This window comes from Streptomyces natalensis ATCC 27448, assembly GCF_000935125.1.
GTDB lineage: Bacteria > Actinomycetota > Actinomycetes > Streptomycetales > Streptomycetaceae > Streptomyces > Streptomyces natalensis.
Genome location: NZ_JRKI01000018.1, coordinates 199190 through 212874, shown reverse-complemented (window position 1 = coordinate 212874; position 13685 = coordinate 199190). Strand labels below are relative to the sequence as shown.

Sequence of the window (13685 nt, the reverse complement as noted above, 5' to 3'; positions counted from 1 at the left end):
TCTGGCTCAGGCCGCTGTTGCCCGGCGAGTCGATTCCACCGTTGCCGGCCCACGTAGGACATATGTCATGGCTGTTCCACCACAGGGGTCACTGTTGGTCGGCAGAGTGCGCGCGGCACCATTGCGGCATGAACATGCATACTCTGGTCCTGTACGGCTGCGCGGTCGCTGTCGTCGTACCCGGTTCGCGGCTTGTCATCGACCAGTTGGGGGACCAGCAGGTCGGCCCTGGCCGGTTGCTCGCGGCGCTGTGGCGGCGGCCGGTGCCGAGGGCCGCCGCTGTCCTGGTGGGCGTGATGACAGCGATGGCCGTGGTGCAGACCGTCGTCCCCGGTGTCATGCCCCATCTGGAGCGGGCTCCCCACGGACCGTGGTGGCGGGTGGTAACCGCACTGCTGGTGCAGACGTCGGGCTGGGGGCAGCTCGCTTTCAACCTGGCCGCCCTCGCGGTCGTCGCGCCTGTGGCCGAGCGCAGGCTGGGTGCAGTGTGGATGCCGGTGGTCTTCCTTCTGTCCGGCGTGGCGGCGCACGTGGTGAGCACGGTGGGCTGGAGTGTGCACGGCGGGGGTGACTCGGTGGGGATCTGTGGTCTGGTCGGCGCTCTCGCGACGTCTTATGCGCTGAGAGGTCGGCAACGGCAGCTGCGGCTGTTGTCCGTGCTCGTGCCGGCCGCCGGTGTGGTGCTGTGCCTGATGGAGAACAACCACGGCATCGGCGTGATGACCGGCGTGGTGCTGGGGGCCGCCTTCGCGCTCGTAGCCGAGGGCAGCCGCGAGCGAGCTGTGGCCGTGTAGTCGCGAAACCTGGACATGGCACTGTCGGCCTGATCCGCGGGACAATCCTCAGTGTCCTGCGCCGGAGATTCGTGGGCAGTTCCGCCCGACGTGCGTAATCCCCCAGCCTTCGCCTGAAACTGCCTGCCTGCATCCGGCGTCAGGGGCGGGCCTGCGGCCGATAGCTGCGAACGAAGAACTACCGACAGACTCCTGACTCGGGTCACTAGCCCGCTGCCGTCGCGATGACCTCGTCCAGGACCTCGCGTGTGTAATACAGGTCCTGGATCGAGCAGTCGATCCGGTGACGCTCCGCCTTCAGCTGCTCGACCAGCCACGGTGTCGCCATCTCTGCCGGGCCTCCGTCGTGGTCGCGCATGCAGGGAAGGAGGCTCGCGATCTTGTCACCGCACAGCCCGGTCAGCGGGATCTCGCCGCTCGGCAGTCACGGTGTGAGAGCCGACCCGGCCGCTTGCTGTGGAACTGCGGTTCGTTTCAGTGCCGAGCTGGGCAGTGGCGGCGTCGAGCTCTTTGAGGGCCCCGGGATGCGGGCCCCTTCTCTTCGATGGAGCCCGGCCGTAGCCGGGCTCCATCGAGGTGCGCGGGCCCGTCAGACCACCGTCGACGCCGGGGGCGTCCAGCGGTGGGTGCGGGACCGCTGGGAGCGGACGCCGTACTCCTGCTTCAGCTCCTCCGGGATCGCGTACTGCATGACCCGGCCGCGGGTGAGGGAGGCCAGCTCGAAGGTGGTCAGGAGGCTGCCCGCCTTGTCGAGCGCCCATTCGCCCAGCGGGCTGCTGTCCTCGATGGTCTCCAGGACGTTCAGAACGTGCGGGATCGCCTTGGCGACCGTGTCCCAGGGAGTGCGGGGCAGCTGGAGCCAGTCGCCGATGGTGTCGCCGACCAGGAAGCGGATGGTGGCGGAGACGATCGGATCGAACAGGGTGCCGGGGACCACGTCCTCGTACATCTTCACCAGCTGCTGGTTGAGGCGTACGCCGTCCTCCGACGGGCCGAGGTTGCGCAGCAGGTAGAGGTCGGCGTACTCACGTGCCTCCGTGAGGTTTCTGGGGGCCGCCTCCATGTCGCAGCCCAGGATCGTGCCGACGACCCGCCAGGCGTAGTAGTACGCCTCCGCGCCCTCCTCGCTCATGTGGATGCCCAGGCGGTCCATCGCATCCAGGACGAGGATGGAGAAGCAGATCTGACCGCCGATCATGTCCTCCTGGCACAGGGGGACGCCGTCCTGCGCCACGTCCCAGCGGTCGGAGTGGGTCAGGTGGTAGCGGACCGCGGCGTGCAGCAGCCGGACCTTCTGGGCGGCCGGGATGAACTTGCTGCCCTCCTCGAAGGCGTTGGTCTGCATGAGGTACGTGACGAACTGGCCGGTGTTCGCCATGCGGCGCGAGGGATAGTCCATCGAGTGCGTCGAGGCCAGTAGCCGGGCCACGCGGGGGATGGCGTACGTGGCCGGCATCGCGGCGAAGGATAGGCCGGTGTTGATGTGCGCGGCGTTGTCCATGAAGAACAGCCGGGCGCGCTCCATCAGGTCCCAGTCCACCCAGGAGGGGGGCATGCCGGTGGTCTGGAGGAAGGACGCGGCGGAGGCCGGGAGCGCTTCGGGGAGGTGGGTTCCCGCAGTGCTGAAGAAGCGCATGAGGGTGTTGAAGTCCTGCACTTGTCCCTGTTCGAACATGGCGGCCACGGTCTCGTCCGCCAGCGGGTCGCCCTGCCGACGCAGGGCGTCGAGCGTCGCCTCGGTGTAGCGGGGGGTGGTGGGGGTGGTCATGGTGGATGCTCGCTTTTCTGGTCAGAGGGGGCGGTTGGCCGATGTGGTCGCCAGGTCGCGCAGCGCCGTGTACGTGGCTCGGGGCAGGGGGACGGTCTCCAGTGCCCGGTGCGCCAGTGCCAGCCGTTCGGTGATCAGGTCTTCGACCTTCTGGCAGGCGCCGCTGGTCTCCATGAGGCGCCGTACCTGCGCCGCGTCGCCCTCGTCGAGGTCAGGGCGGCCCACCGTCTTGCTCAGGGCCTGCCGGTCGTCCTCGGAGGCGAGCGAGAGGGTGAGGGCCATAAGCGCGGTGGGTTTGCCGTCCCGCAGGTCGTCGAGGTTGGGCTTGCCGGTCAGGGCCGGGTCGCCGAAGGTGCCCAGCAGGTCGTCTCTGAGCTGGAACGCCTCGCCCAGCGGGAGTCCGTACGCGGTGAAGGCTGCGAGCAGTCGCTCCGAGCCGCCGCCCAGGGTCGCGCCCAGGTGCAGAGGGCGTTCGACCGTGTACTTGGCCGTCTTGTACCGGGCCACTTCCAGCGATTCCGTGACCTGCGGCACTCCGTCGCCCGTGCGCAGCACCTCCAGGAACTGGCCCGCCACGGTCTCGCGCAGCAGAGCCGACCACAGGGGCACCGTGCGCGCTATGAACGCTCCGGGCAGTCCGCACGTGGCGAAGACCTGGCCGGCGTAGCCCATGAGGAGGTCGCCCAGCATCATCGCCAGGGCTACTGGCCTGCCTTGCCCCTGTCCGCAGGCCACGGCCCGATCGGCGAAGGCGACGTGGGCCGTGGGCATGCCGTGGCGTACGCGGCTGTCGTCGATGATGTCGTCGTGTGTGCATGCCGCCGCGTGCACCAGCTCCATGGCCGCCGCCGCGCGGATGATGCCGTCGCAGTCCGGCTGTCCCGCAGCCCGCCACCCCCAGTAGAGGAACGCGGCGCGTAGCCGCTTGCCTTGTTCCAGGGAGCCGCGTAACTGTTCGCACAGCGGCGCCAGGTCGGTCGAGACCTTGAGGAGCTGGGCCGACTCCTGCTCCGCCAGGCGCAGGAGGTAGGCGTCCACGCGCCGTTTGAACTGTTCGGGCTCACCCATCGCCGGCCGCGCTCCGCTGCGCGACGACCTTGCGGGCGAGCATCTCCAGGTAGTTGTCGGAGTCCTGCGTCACGCGGCGGGCCGCCAGTTCGCCGCGGGCGTGCAGCTCCTTCATGCCGTCCGTGAGGAGGTGAGGCAGGTCGGAGCGGTGCGCTGGCTGCCGACCGCGGTCCGCGAGCTGGCGCAGCTGGTCGAAGGCCAGGTCGGCGAGGCCGAGGGCGAGCAGGCCCACCTGGCTCAGTGCCGCGAGGGAGGTGGAGGGCGGCGCGGTGGCGGGGTCCTGGGTGGGGTCGGGCATGCGTCGGTCTCCTGCCGTGTGATGTGAGCCGATAAAGGCCTTATCGCTTGTAACGATCTTCGCGGCGGGAGGGAGCGGATGGTGGGCAATCGTTTTTATGTCCAGAGGGTGGGGTGCGATGGGTGCCTGGCCTCTTGGCGGCGGGGCGGCAGGGGCCGGTGAGCGATCAATGGCTGTGGTGGCGGCAGCAACACCCTCGCGATCTCCCACAGGCTGTCCGGAACGATCCATCCCCACCGTCCGCTCCCCATGTCCAGCACAACTGCCAACTGGCCATGTAGGACGCGGTCTTAGCCTCGATCCACCGGTGTGATGCCTGGGAGATGTGTGGCGGGGACGTGAGAGATGCCTCGTGACTTGTGATGATGGGCTTGTCGAAGGCTTCTTCACGCACGATCGGCGAGGCATCTCGTGGGTGAAAGCGGCCATGCCGTTTCGGCGGTCTCTGTCTGGTTCGACGGAGCGGGTCTGATCGCGGACGCGGGTCTGTTGGCGGTGATCCGGCTGGCGGATTGGGCCCGACCGCTGTGGTGCACCGGGCCGGTACGGTGAGGACATGACGTTACCTGACAGTAGATCAGCCGGCCGTGAGGCGGTGGAGGCAATCACCTATCGCGTGGCGGTGAGCGAGAGGGACAGGTCCGCCGTCATCAAAAGCGAGTTCAGCTCGGACACCGTCTTCGAAGTGGTCGACTCCGAGGACGGGTTCACGATTCGGCCCACTCGGCTGGACCCGCCGGTTCGGAGAAATCTGGTCGCGTATGCCGGGCTGGTCCCGGTGATGCGGCTGGCCGAGCGGTGCGGGCTCGCCCGTTTGACAGCGCAGAAGGTGGCGCTGAGCGGGGCGAAGAACAGCGCGGGTGCCGCAGCGGACGCCAAAGTCACCAGCATCGTGGCCGGCATGGCCGCAGGCGCGTATACGGCCGAACCAAGCAAGGCGCGGAGTACGGCCGGTTCAAGGGCATCCGCACGCTCCACCCGCTGCTCGCTACCATCTGCACCCCCACCTGCCGGCCAGTGATCGCCGCCGTGCGGATGCGACGCGGCAAGGCTGCCGACTCCGGCGGCGCTGCGAAGCTTGTCAGCGAGGCGCTGGCCACCGCCCAGGAGGCGGGCTGCACCGGCATGCGCATCCTGCGCGCGGACTCCCAGTTCTACAACGCCGGTGTGATCGCCGCCTGCCGCCGGGCCGGCGCCCGCTTCTCCATCACCTGCGGCATGAACCCCTCCGTCAAACGGGCTGTCCTTGCCATCCCGGACGAGGCGTGGCAGCAGATCACCTGTCCCACCGCCGTGCCCGATCCCGACACCGGCGAACCCACCTTCGATGCCCAGGTCGCCGAGATACCCGCCTACACCGCGTTCGCGAACCGCAAAAAGAGCTGCCAAGTCACCGCCTGGCTGATCGTGCGCCGGGTCCGTGACCTGGCCAAACCCGCCACCATCGGGGAACAGGGCGAACTGTTCCCCGTCTGGCGCTACCACCCGTTCTTCACCGACAGCCCGGCACCGGTGCTCCAGGCGGAGCGGGAGCACCGCCACCACGCCGTCGTCGAGCAGGTCATCTCCGACAGCAAAGCCTCCGCCCTGGCCCACCTACCCTCGGCACACTTCCACGCCAACGCCGCCTGGCTGAGCCTGTGGGCCATGGCCTACAACCTGCTGCGGGCCGCAGGAACCCTGGCCTCGGCCTTCCACGCCAAGGCCACCACCGCCACTCTGCGCGCTCACCTCGTCCGTGTCCCTGGCAGGATCGCCCGCTCCGCCCGGCGCCTGACTGTGCACCTACCGCAGCGATGGCCCTGGCAGGAACCCTGGACGCAGCTGTTCGCCGCCGTCCACGCATCGCCCGAAGCAGCCCTACATCCCTGACCACTTCGCCCACCAGGGCCCGACCGGAGCCGAAATCGTGGAAGAGCTGGGCAGACCAGCGAATGCCTCCTACCCGAACCCGGCCTTAAACCCCAACATCACGCTCCGCCAACCTCAGAAGATCACTTCACAAGCCGACCGGTGGATCGAGATTTAGGCCGCAGCCCTTGTATGGAAGTCGTCAGCGAGAGCAACCAGCACGGCTCTCAGGTGCGACATCGGGACGTACTGAGGGTTGGGTGTCAGCAGTGGCTAACGCCCGTTGGTGCGGATTCTTGAAATCGGCTGCTGCCCGAGCAGATCGAGCTCGGCGGCGCCTCAGATTCAGGAAAGACCGGTCCGCCGACCGGGCAGTGAGCCGGAGAATCCCGGAAGTCAGGCCGCAGCGGTGGCGGACCATTCGATGAGTGGTGGCCGGACCTGGGCGCAAAGGGGCCGGCCCTTGGCGTCGGTGAGACGTAGGCGTGCGAGCAGTCGTCCGGAGCCCATCGCAGCAACGGCAGTGTCCGGGTCGATGGCGTCGAGCATCAGCTTGGCCCGGCGGAACAGGGTGAAGGTGCCTGCTTCGTCCACGGTGCCCCAGGACAGGAAGATGAACCGGCCTGCAGGGCGGCCCTGGATGTACGGTCCCTTGAGGTCGAGGCCGGCGTCCGTCGGCGTCGCCGTGCACTCCAGCGTCCACGTCGCGGATGAGGCGTCGCCGGGGTGCGGATCGAGCAGCTCGTCTCTGCGGTCCCGCCGTTGGACCGCGACGTGGATGTTGCTGTAGCCGGGGAAGTTCGGGCCCGCGTCACTGATCTCGTACATCGCTACTTTCCGTCGATCTCCATGAGGCGCTTGATGACCTTTGGCTCATTGTCTTGTCGGCCTTGGCGACGATCTACAGTCCGTTGCTGGTGTTCCGGAAGAAGACCCGGCCGCCCTTGCGCACGGGAGGGAGAAGACATCCGTACCGGCCAGGGATTTGCTGCCGAGGCCGAGGTCCTTGACGATGAGTTCGGTCACGGTGCGCCTGCCGGTCACACCGGGGACGGCGTCGGTGGCGATCAGCGGGGCCAGCTGGGCCCCGCATGGCGTGATGCCGCGTGAGCGACGGGTCAGCGGGGCGCGGCGGTCGGCTCCGGGGCTTTGCGGGAGGTCGGGGGCGCCGACCCGGCGGCGGAACAGGGCGCCTCCACGGCATCCGGGCCCAGGAGCCGTAGCAGTGGGCGGGTCATCGCGGTGGTCGCCAGGGCGATGAGCGTGAGGATGCTCAGCAGGCGCTGATCGATGATGTCTGCTTGGTAGCCGACTTGGAGGATGACGAGTTCGGTCAGGCCCCGCGAGTTGAGCAGGACGCCCAGAGCCAGCGCGGGCCGCCATGGCATGCCGGTCAGGCGGGCACTCAGCGCGGGGCCGGCGATCTTGGAGGTGACGGCAAGGACGAGCAGCGTCGCCAGCGCGGCGGCGGTCGGCCCGTCAAAGCTCAGCGCTCCCAAGTCGATGGTGAGGCCGAAGCCGAAGAAGAAGAACGGCAGCAGAATGGTTTTGGCCGTTCCGGCGAGGCGGTCGGCCACTGCCGTGGCCTGCCGGTGCCCGGTGGGCCAGGCGAGTCCCACCAGCAGGGCGCCGATGAGCTGATGTACGCCGACGGCGGCTGTCAGCGCCGACATCGCCGCGACCCCGGCGGCGAGCAGGACCATGGCGGTGGCCCCGCCTCCCTCCGGTTCGCGCCATGGTGTCCCGGCGGTGAGCGGGACGTCGGGCCACCGGGCCAGCAGTTTGCGCAGCGGCCCCAGGAAGAGCGCAGTCACCACAGCGGCGATCAGCACGTTCCGTATCACCCCTGACGGGCCCGCCCCGTGGAGGCCGGCCAGGATCGCGGCCAGCACCAGCCAGCCGGCGCCGTCGCCGACCGCGGCCGCCAGCAGGCTCAGCTGCCCTGGCCGTGTACGGGTCAGCCTCAGGTCCGCCAGAATCCGCGCCAGCACCGGGAAGGCGGTGACACTCAGTGCGCAGCCGAGAAAGAGGGCGAACACCAGTGGGTCGTGAGCACCACCGGTGAAGTACCCGGCCAGCGGGACCGCCGCCGCGGCTCCGGTGGCGAAGGGCACCAGGAACGACGCCTGGCAGACCAGGAGGGCCTGCGCCGCCGTACCGCGCAGTCGCATTCCGCTCAGCTCCCTGCCCACGCCGAACATGAACAGGACCAGTCCGAGCTGGGCGAGCCCGTCCAGCATCGGCAGCGTCTGCTCCGGGAAGAGCCAGTGTGCTGCCCCGGGGCTCAGCCGCCCTAGCAGGGTTGGCCCCAGGGCCAGCCCCGCGCAGATCTCGCCGATCACCCGGGGCTGTCCGAGGCGGCCGGCAGTCAGGCCGCCGAGGTATCCGGCCAGGAGGACGGCTGCAGCGGCGAGGAAGAAGTGACCTACTGTGCCGAGCCCCTGGTCCGGCACGGCGGACGGCTCTCCCGGCGCATCGCCCGCGACCCGGTGCGCGACAAGGCCGATCAATGCCAGGGGCAGCGCCCCGGTCAGGATGACCGCGGCCGTCCTGCGTGGGCTGGTGCGGAAAACGCTCTTCACGCTCAACTTCCCTCGGAGGTTCGTCTGTTCGTTGGGGACCAGCGGGGAGGCCCCACAGGGTTTCCAGGATGTGGCGGGCGGCGGCGGTGCGGGAGAACGGCGCTACGGCGCCAGAAGGCGCCCTGGGGCAGTGACCGGAGGGGCGCCCCACACCGTCGGAGCGGGCCGGGTCGGGCTGCTCCCCCACGTGCTGGACGAGGGCGAGGGCGGGGGCCTTACGGACGGGCGGGGTCAGCTGGCCGGAGCCCCGCCCGTGGCGGACTCACGTCATTGAGGTTGCTTTCACCCCGGCCTTCTCCCCGACGTCCTCCCCGGTCCGGCTCGCCGGTGGCAGTTCCCCGTCTTCGGTTTCCTCCGCCGGTTCCGGCGGCGTTGCGGTGGCCGTCCGCCGCCTCCAGGTGAGGACCACGGCCGCCAGCACCCCGGCGAGCAGGCCCCAGAAGGTGGAACCGATGCCGAAGAGGGTCATTCCCGAAGCGGTGGCCAGGAACGTGATCACGGCGGCCTCGCGCGTGCGCTCGTCCGACAGGGCGGAGGTGAGCGAGCCGCCGATCGTGCCGAGGAGCCCGAGCCCGGCGATCCCCATGACGAGCGAGGCGGGCATCGCGGTGAGCAGCCAGCCCACGACGCCTCCGAAGAGACCAACCACCAGATAGAACACGCCTGCCCATACGGCGGCCACATAGCGCTTACGGGGGTCTCGATGAGCCTCTTCCCCGTTGCAGATCGCGGCCGTGATCGCGGCCAGGTTCAGGCCGAAGCAGCCGAACGGGGCGAGCAGGGCGTTGACGAGTCCGGTCCAGGTCAGCAGGGGCGAAACCGGCGTCTGGTAGCCCGCGTTGCGCAGCACCGCGACACCAGGGAGGTTCTGGGAGGCCATCGTGACCACGTACAGGGGCAGTCCGACGCCGACGATCACATGCCAGGAGAACTCAGGCTGTACGAAGGTGGGTTCTGCCAGGGACAGGTGCAATCCGCCGAGTTTCCACGAGCCTTGGGCCGCGCTGACCGCGACACCGATGAGCAGGGCGCCGATGACCGCGTACCGGGGAAGCCGGCGTTTGCAGAGCAGGTAGGCCGCGAACATGGGGAGAACGACGGTGAGGCTCTCCTGCATCTTGGTGAACAGGCCGATGCCGAACTGCAGGAGTACCCCGGCCAGCAGTGCCGAGGCCAGCGGGACCGGGATGCGGTCCATGACGCGTTCGAACCCACCGGTGAGGCCGCTGAGCAGGATCAGGACCGCCGAGAAGAGGAAGGCACCGACGGCCTCCGCCATCGACACCCCGTGGAGGCTGGTTGCCAGCAGGGCGGCGCCGGGCGTGGACCACGCCGTGACGACGGGGGCCTTGTAGCGCAGCGAGAGTCCCAGGCAGGTGACGCCCATACCGATGCCCAGGGCCAGCATCCACGAAGTGAGCTGATCGTGCGTGGCGCCCGCGGCTCGTGCCGCGCTGACGACGATGGCGACGGAACTGGTGACGCCGATGAGGACGGCGAGAAATCCCGCAGTGACCGCGGTTGCGGGTGCGGCTGAACGTAAGCGGTGTTGCAGAGTCAAGAGCGTGCCTCGTTCCCCACAGATGTCGAAGAGAGTTCGGGTGGCTGGTCCTCCGCGCGATCGCCGTTCCGCCGCGGAGCCGCGGACACAACGGCGAGGACGACCAGCAGCCCGGTGAGCGCGAGACTGACGATGTTCACACCACCGCCCCACAGAGCCTCGGAGAGGTAGGTCATACCGGGCAACGTCGTCAAGATTGTCATGGCCGCCATGGGATGCGCACGTTGCAGGCCGACTTGGAGAACGAAGAGGGGGACGGTGATGGCCGCGACACCCAACAGCGGGATCACCATTGGCGGCACGCCGCTTTCGTGCGGTGAGCCGCCCTGCAGCACGAAGAGCGCACCGGCTCCCAGATAGGTGAGGTGGAAGCGGTGGGCGGTCACGGTGACCGGGTCCACCCCCAGCTCGCCGAGCGCCTTGGAAATCAGGGCGAGCCCGGAGGCGCCCGCCCCGGCAACCATGACCAGACCGAGGCCGGCCAGGGCGGACCAGCCCATGCCCGCGCCGCCGGTGAGGCTCCACGCCAGCGCTCCGCCGACAACAGCGAGTGCCGCGGCGGTGCCCCAGGCGCGGGGCGCCGGGCACTCACCGCCCCTCAGGACGACGGAGATCACGGCGAGCGCGAGGGGGCCCAGTGCGGTCTCGACCCCGCTGGCCAGCGTCGCCGGGACCCAGGCCAGGGAGACGTAGAAACTGACGAAGGTCAGGGCGGTGACCAGGTTCATCAGCCACATCAGCCGGCGCACACGGCGCCGGACGGCAGGGGCCGGGGCCGGCCCGGGAACGGCGGAGCGTGGCCGGCCCCGGCGTACCAGATACAGGGCGGTGAACAGCAGGGCGGACAGCAAGAACCCGGTACAGGACAGCAGGAGACTGCCGCTGGGTGTGAGCCGCCCCGACAGGTAGCCGAAGCATCCCGCCTGCATCAGTACCGACAGCGAGATCAGGACGGCGGGCACGTCACGCTCCGCCCGACGTGACCCGGAAGAAGTCACCGGCGTCCTCGATCTCATGCAGCGATTCCAGCACGCTCTCCAGCAGCGCCGCGTCCTCGTGGACGAGGAATGCGATTCCGCAGGCGCCCGTCGTCAGATAGCGGTCGCGGAGCGTCTCACCGGCCTGGGGCAGACCCGCCACGCTGTGGAAACCGGGCATGCGCCGCAGTGCCCGCAGGCCGTCGACGGCTTCCAGGACGCCCTCGCGGTGGGGCCTCAGGAAGACCTTGGCCACCGTGCGGCTCGGTCCGTAGGGAAGGGCGAAACGGCGCTCGAACTCCTCGGGCCTCAGGAAGCGTTCGACGGTCAGGTGCTGGTGGCTGTAGCCGAAGGCCGCGTGGTAGGGGTCGGGGGCCAGGCAGGGCCCCATCACACGGGAGTTGACTTCGACCAGGCGAGGTCCGTCCGGGGTGAGCATCACTTCGGTGTGCGCGGCGCCTTCGCGGACGCCGAGGGCGTCGAGGCAGGAGAACACGTACTCCACCAGCTCGCTCTCCCGACCGGTGTTCTCCGTGCGGGAGATGATGTGGCGCAGCATAGGAGCGTTGTCGGTGTGGTCGATGCGCTCGGCGTACAGCTCGGTCAGCAGGTGACTGCCGTGCAGGCTGACGGTGTTGACGATGTATTGGGTTCCCTTGAGGAACTGCTGGACGATGACCTCGTGGTTGGTCTCGCCCATGAGGTTGCGCGCGCCGGTGATGGCACCGTAGGCGGCTTCGGCGGTTGCGCGATCCGGGCAGACCGTGCATCCGTCACTGCCCGCGCTGTTGACGGGCTTGACGATCAGCGGGTAGGCGTCCCCCCAGCTGTCCAGGACCTTCCCAAGTTCCTCGGAGGAGGTCACGGTCTCGGTGCGGGCGTGCGGCACGCCTGCCGCGCGCAGTGCCTGGACCATCTCGTACTTGTCGCGGCGGGCCTTGCTGAGCACGAGGTCGTTGTGCTCGGTGCCGAGCAGGTCGGCCAACTCGTCGGCGGGTGAGACCCCGAACTCGCTGGCGGCGATGACGGTGTCCACGCCCAGCCAGGCCAGCTCCCCAGCCGTGGTCTTGCCGTCGTGGAGGAGCAGGCGGGTGGCTGCGGTGGTGTCCGCCTCGTAGGCGTGGCGCAGGTCTTCTGTGTAGACGTGCACGCAGGGTGCACCCTCCTCCCGAAACGCGATGGCAAGGTCGGCGCCGGTGGACACAGGGTTGACGAGCGCTATCACGAAGCGGGCCTTTCCGGGATACGAGAGGGTGCTGTGGCGTTGGTCGGGCCGCTGCGGGCCGCCAGGGCGTCGGGTGGAGTGCCGTCGGGGGTGCGGGCAGGGGGCACGGTGGCCAGGGCCTGGCCGACGGTGCGGGCATGCTGTGCGGCGGCGCGGAGGTAGTTGACGATGGGGAAGCGGGAGCCTGCCGCCGAGCCCACGACCCACATGCGCTCACGAGCGGCGCCCGGGTCACGGACCACCCTCAGGTCGGGTGACACCTGCGCGCTGCGGGCGCCGGGGGCCCCCGGCCCTCCGATGCGCAGCTCTCCGTCCGGGGTGGTGGTGAGAGCGGGGGGCTGGAAACCAGTCGCGCACACGACCCAGTCGATGTGCTCGGTACGGCCGTCACCCCAGTCGATGGTCCAGCCGCCCCCGGGGGCCGGCTCGATGTGCCGGGGGTAGGCGTCGGCGACAGTGAGCAGCCCCGAGTCCAAGTGGGACAAGAGCCGAGAGGCGTTGCCGACGGGAATGGAGGAGATGTAGCGGGACATGGCGGCGCGGTGGGCGGACAGCACCTGATGACGGGCCTGTTTCGGCTGGGCGGGCAGCGCGTGGTTCAGGCCGTCGATGACTTCGGCGATGGTGTCCTGCCACGGAACGCGGCCGGCCTTGGCCAGCTGCGTCTCGTGCCGCAGCCGCTCGTGCACGTCGGCGCGGTCGCTCAGCTGCCTCAGCACTGGCTGGCCGCCGTTCAGAGCCCGTACGAGTCGAAACAAAGGCCGCGCCAGGTCGGCCGAGCCCGCGCCACGGTCGAGCTGCTGCCGCCACACACGGCCCAGTCCGGCTTCGGTGGTGCGGCACAACCGGGTGCGCACGGCGGGCAGTTGGCCCGAGGGAGACGTCATCGTGGTGCGCCGCCCGGCCCGGCACAGGGTGAGCGCGGCGTCGATCGCGGAGAGCTTGGTGCCCAGCACGAGCACGGTCGCCTCCGCGGGGATCGCGCGAAGGCGCCGTATGGGGTACGGGCTGGTCAGCAACTGCGGGGCGGTGGCAGGTGCGCGCAGGGCCTCGGGAAGCCGTGGGGAGGTGCCGCCCAGGGCGATCACCACGTCCGTGGCGTCCAGCGCCTTCCCGTCCTCCAGGCCGACGCGGTAGTCGCCGGGGAAGCCGGTGACCGAGCGGGCACGGCCGCGAACGTGCACGACCTTGATGCCGTCGTGTTCGGCCAGGGCCCGGTGACGCAGATAGCTCTCCCGCGCGTACTGGGTGACGAGGTAGCGAGGCACGAAGTCCTCGCGGTGGACGGCCCACCCGCGTGCCGCGAGGTAGGTCAATAGTTCGGATTCACCCTCGGGGCGCAGCGAGGTGACGTCGACGGAGGTGTTGCACAGCAGCCGCAGGCCGCCGGATCCGAAGGCGGGGGCGCAGCCGATGTCGTTGGGGGCGACGAGATGGAGTGAGGCCACGTCCGGCACCTGGGTGAGGTGAACGAACGTGCTCACCGCGGCGGGGCCGCCGCCGATGACGACCACCTGCCTGCTCACCGTGTGTCTCCTGTGCTGAATCGGCTCATGTGTGG

Annotated in this window: 13 protein-coding genes; 3 read left to right on the top strand and 10 right to left on the bottom strand. The window is 69.4% G+C overall.

What is annotated here, in order from left to right; genetic code table 11:
- Positions 1 to 128: 128 nt before the first annotated feature.
- Positions 129 to 794, top strand: coding sequence for a rhomboid family intramembrane serine protease (locus SNA_RS13415; RefSeq protein ID WP_157879899.1), 666 nt, complete (start codon positions 129 to 131; stop codon positions 792 to 794).
- A 205-nt stretch (positions 795 to 999) separates the two neighbouring features.
- On the opposite strand, the gene SNA_RS41215 is transcribed toward SNA_RS13415, so the two are convergent.
- From SNA_RS41215 to SNA_RS13395, 4 genes are all read right to left on the bottom strand, one after another.
- Positions 1000 to 1122: a hypothetical protein gene (locus SNA_RS41215; protein WP_420823474.1), complete on the bottom strand. Its 123-nt coding sequence runs from the start codon at positions 1120 to 1122 to the stop codon at positions 1000 to 1002.
- A gap of 261 nt (positions 1123 to 1383) precedes the next feature.
- Positions 1384 to 2562, bottom strand: coding sequence for an oxygenase MpaB family protein (locus SNA_RS13405; RefSeq protein ID WP_044365127.1), 1179 nt, complete (start codon positions 2560 to 2562; stop codon positions 1384 to 1386).
- A gap of 21 nt (positions 2563 to 2583) precedes the next feature.
- Positions 2584 to 3630, bottom strand: a complete 1047-nt coding sequence (locus SNA_RS13400) for a polyprenyl synthetase family protein (protein ID WP_030063402.1) — start codon at positions 3628 to 3630, stop codon at positions 2584 to 2586.
- Positions 3623 to 3928 carry a hypothetical protein gene (locus SNA_RS13395; RefSeq protein ID WP_051877078.1) on the bottom strand — a complete coding sequence of 102 codons (306 nt, stop codon included), beginning with the start codon at positions 3926 to 3928 and terminating at the stop codon, positions 3623 to 3625. Before SNA_RS13395 ends, SNA_RS13400 begins: the two co-directional genes overlap by 8 nt.
- A gap of 556 nt (positions 3929 to 4484) precedes the next feature.
- On the opposite strand from SNA_RS13395, the gene SNA_RS45155 reads away from it, so the two are divergent.
- Complete coding sequence (locus tag SNA_RS45155; protein ID WP_420823473.1) at positions 4485 to 4949, top strand: hypothetical protein; 465 nt, start codon at positions 4485 to 4487, stop codon at positions 4947 to 4949.
- Positions 4892 to 5800 carry a transposase gene (locus SNA_RS13385; protein WP_420823480.1) on the top strand — a complete coding sequence of 303 codons (909 nt, stop codon included), beginning with the start codon at positions 4892 to 4894 and terminating at the stop codon, positions 5798 to 5800. Before SNA_RS45155 ends, SNA_RS13385 begins: the two co-directional genes overlap by 58 nt.
- A gap of 375 nt (positions 5801 to 6175) precedes the next feature.
- On the opposite strand, the gene SNA_RS13380 is transcribed toward SNA_RS13385, so the two are convergent.
- From SNA_RS13380 to SNA_RS13355, 6 genes are all read right to left on the bottom strand, one after another.
- Complete coding sequence (locus SNA_RS13380; RefSeq protein ID WP_030063398.1) at positions 6176 to 6607, bottom strand: DUF5990 family protein; 432 nt, start codon at positions 6605 to 6607, stop codon at positions 6176 to 6178.
- A 290-nt stretch (positions 6608 to 6897) separates the two neighbouring features.
- Positions 6898 to 8361, bottom strand: a complete 1464-nt coding sequence (locus tag SNA_RS13375) for a cation:proton antiporter domain-containing protein (RefSeq protein ID WP_052808904.1) — start codon at positions 8359 to 8361, stop codon at positions 6898 to 6900.
- A gap of 262 nt (positions 8362 to 8623) precedes the next feature.
- Entirely contained in the window at positions 8624 to 9922 is a 1299-nt protein-coding gene (locus tag SNA_RS13370) for a benzoate/H(+) symporter BenE family transporter (protein WP_044365122.1), read from the bottom strand.
- Positions 9919 to 10884: a hypothetical protein gene (locus tag SNA_RS13365; RefSeq protein ID WP_030063394.1), complete on the bottom strand. Its 966-nt coding sequence runs from the start codon at positions 10882 to 10884 to the stop codon at positions 9919 to 9921. Before SNA_RS13365 ends, SNA_RS13370 begins: the two co-directional genes overlap by 4 nt.
- Before the next feature lies 1 nt (position 10885).
- Positions 10886 to 12049: an ATP-grasp domain-containing protein gene (locus SNA_RS38270; RefSeq protein WP_157879898.1), complete on the bottom strand. Its 1164-nt coding sequence runs from the start codon at positions 12047 to 12049 to the stop codon at positions 10886 to 10888.
- A 71-nt stretch (positions 12050 to 12120) separates the two neighbouring features.
- Positions 12121 to 13650, bottom strand: a complete 1530-nt coding sequence (locus tag SNA_RS13355; protein WP_157879897.1) for an FAD/NAD(P)-binding protein — start codon at positions 13648 to 13650, stop codon at positions 12121 to 12123.
- Positions 13651 to 13685 lie beyond the last annotated feature (35 nt).

What these genes read in the sequence shown, in the direction of transcription:
- SNA_RS13415 (WP_157879899.1), top strand. Translation starts at nt 129, where the DNA reads ATGAACATGCATACTCTGGTCCTGTACGGCTGCGCGGTCGCTGTCGTC.
- SNA_RS41215 (WP_420823474.1), bottom strand. Translation starts at nt 1,122, where the DNA reads ATGGCGACACCGTGGCTGGTCGAGCAGCTGAAGGCGGAGCGTCACCGG.
- SNA_RS13405 (WP_044365127.1), bottom strand. Translation starts at nt 2,562, where the DNA reads ATGACCACCCCCACCACCCCCCGCTACACCGAGGCGACGCTCGACGCC.
- SNA_RS13400 (WP_030063402.1), bottom strand. Translation starts at nt 3,630, where the DNA reads ATGGGTGAGCCCGAACAGTTCAAACGGCGCGTGGACGCCTACCTCCTG.
- SNA_RS13395 (WP_051877078.1), bottom strand. Translation starts at nt 3,928, where the DNA reads ATGCCCGACCCCACCCAGGACCCCGCCACCGCGCCGCCCTCCACCTCC.
- SNA_RS45155 (WP_420823473.1), top strand. Translation starts at nt 4,485, where the DNA reads ATGACGTTACCTGACAGTAGATCAGCCGGCCGTGAGGCGGTGGAGGCA.
- SNA_RS13380 (WP_030063398.1), bottom strand. Translation starts at nt 6,607, where the DNA reads ATGTACGAGATCAGTGACGCGGGCCCGAACTTCCCCGGCTACAGCAAC.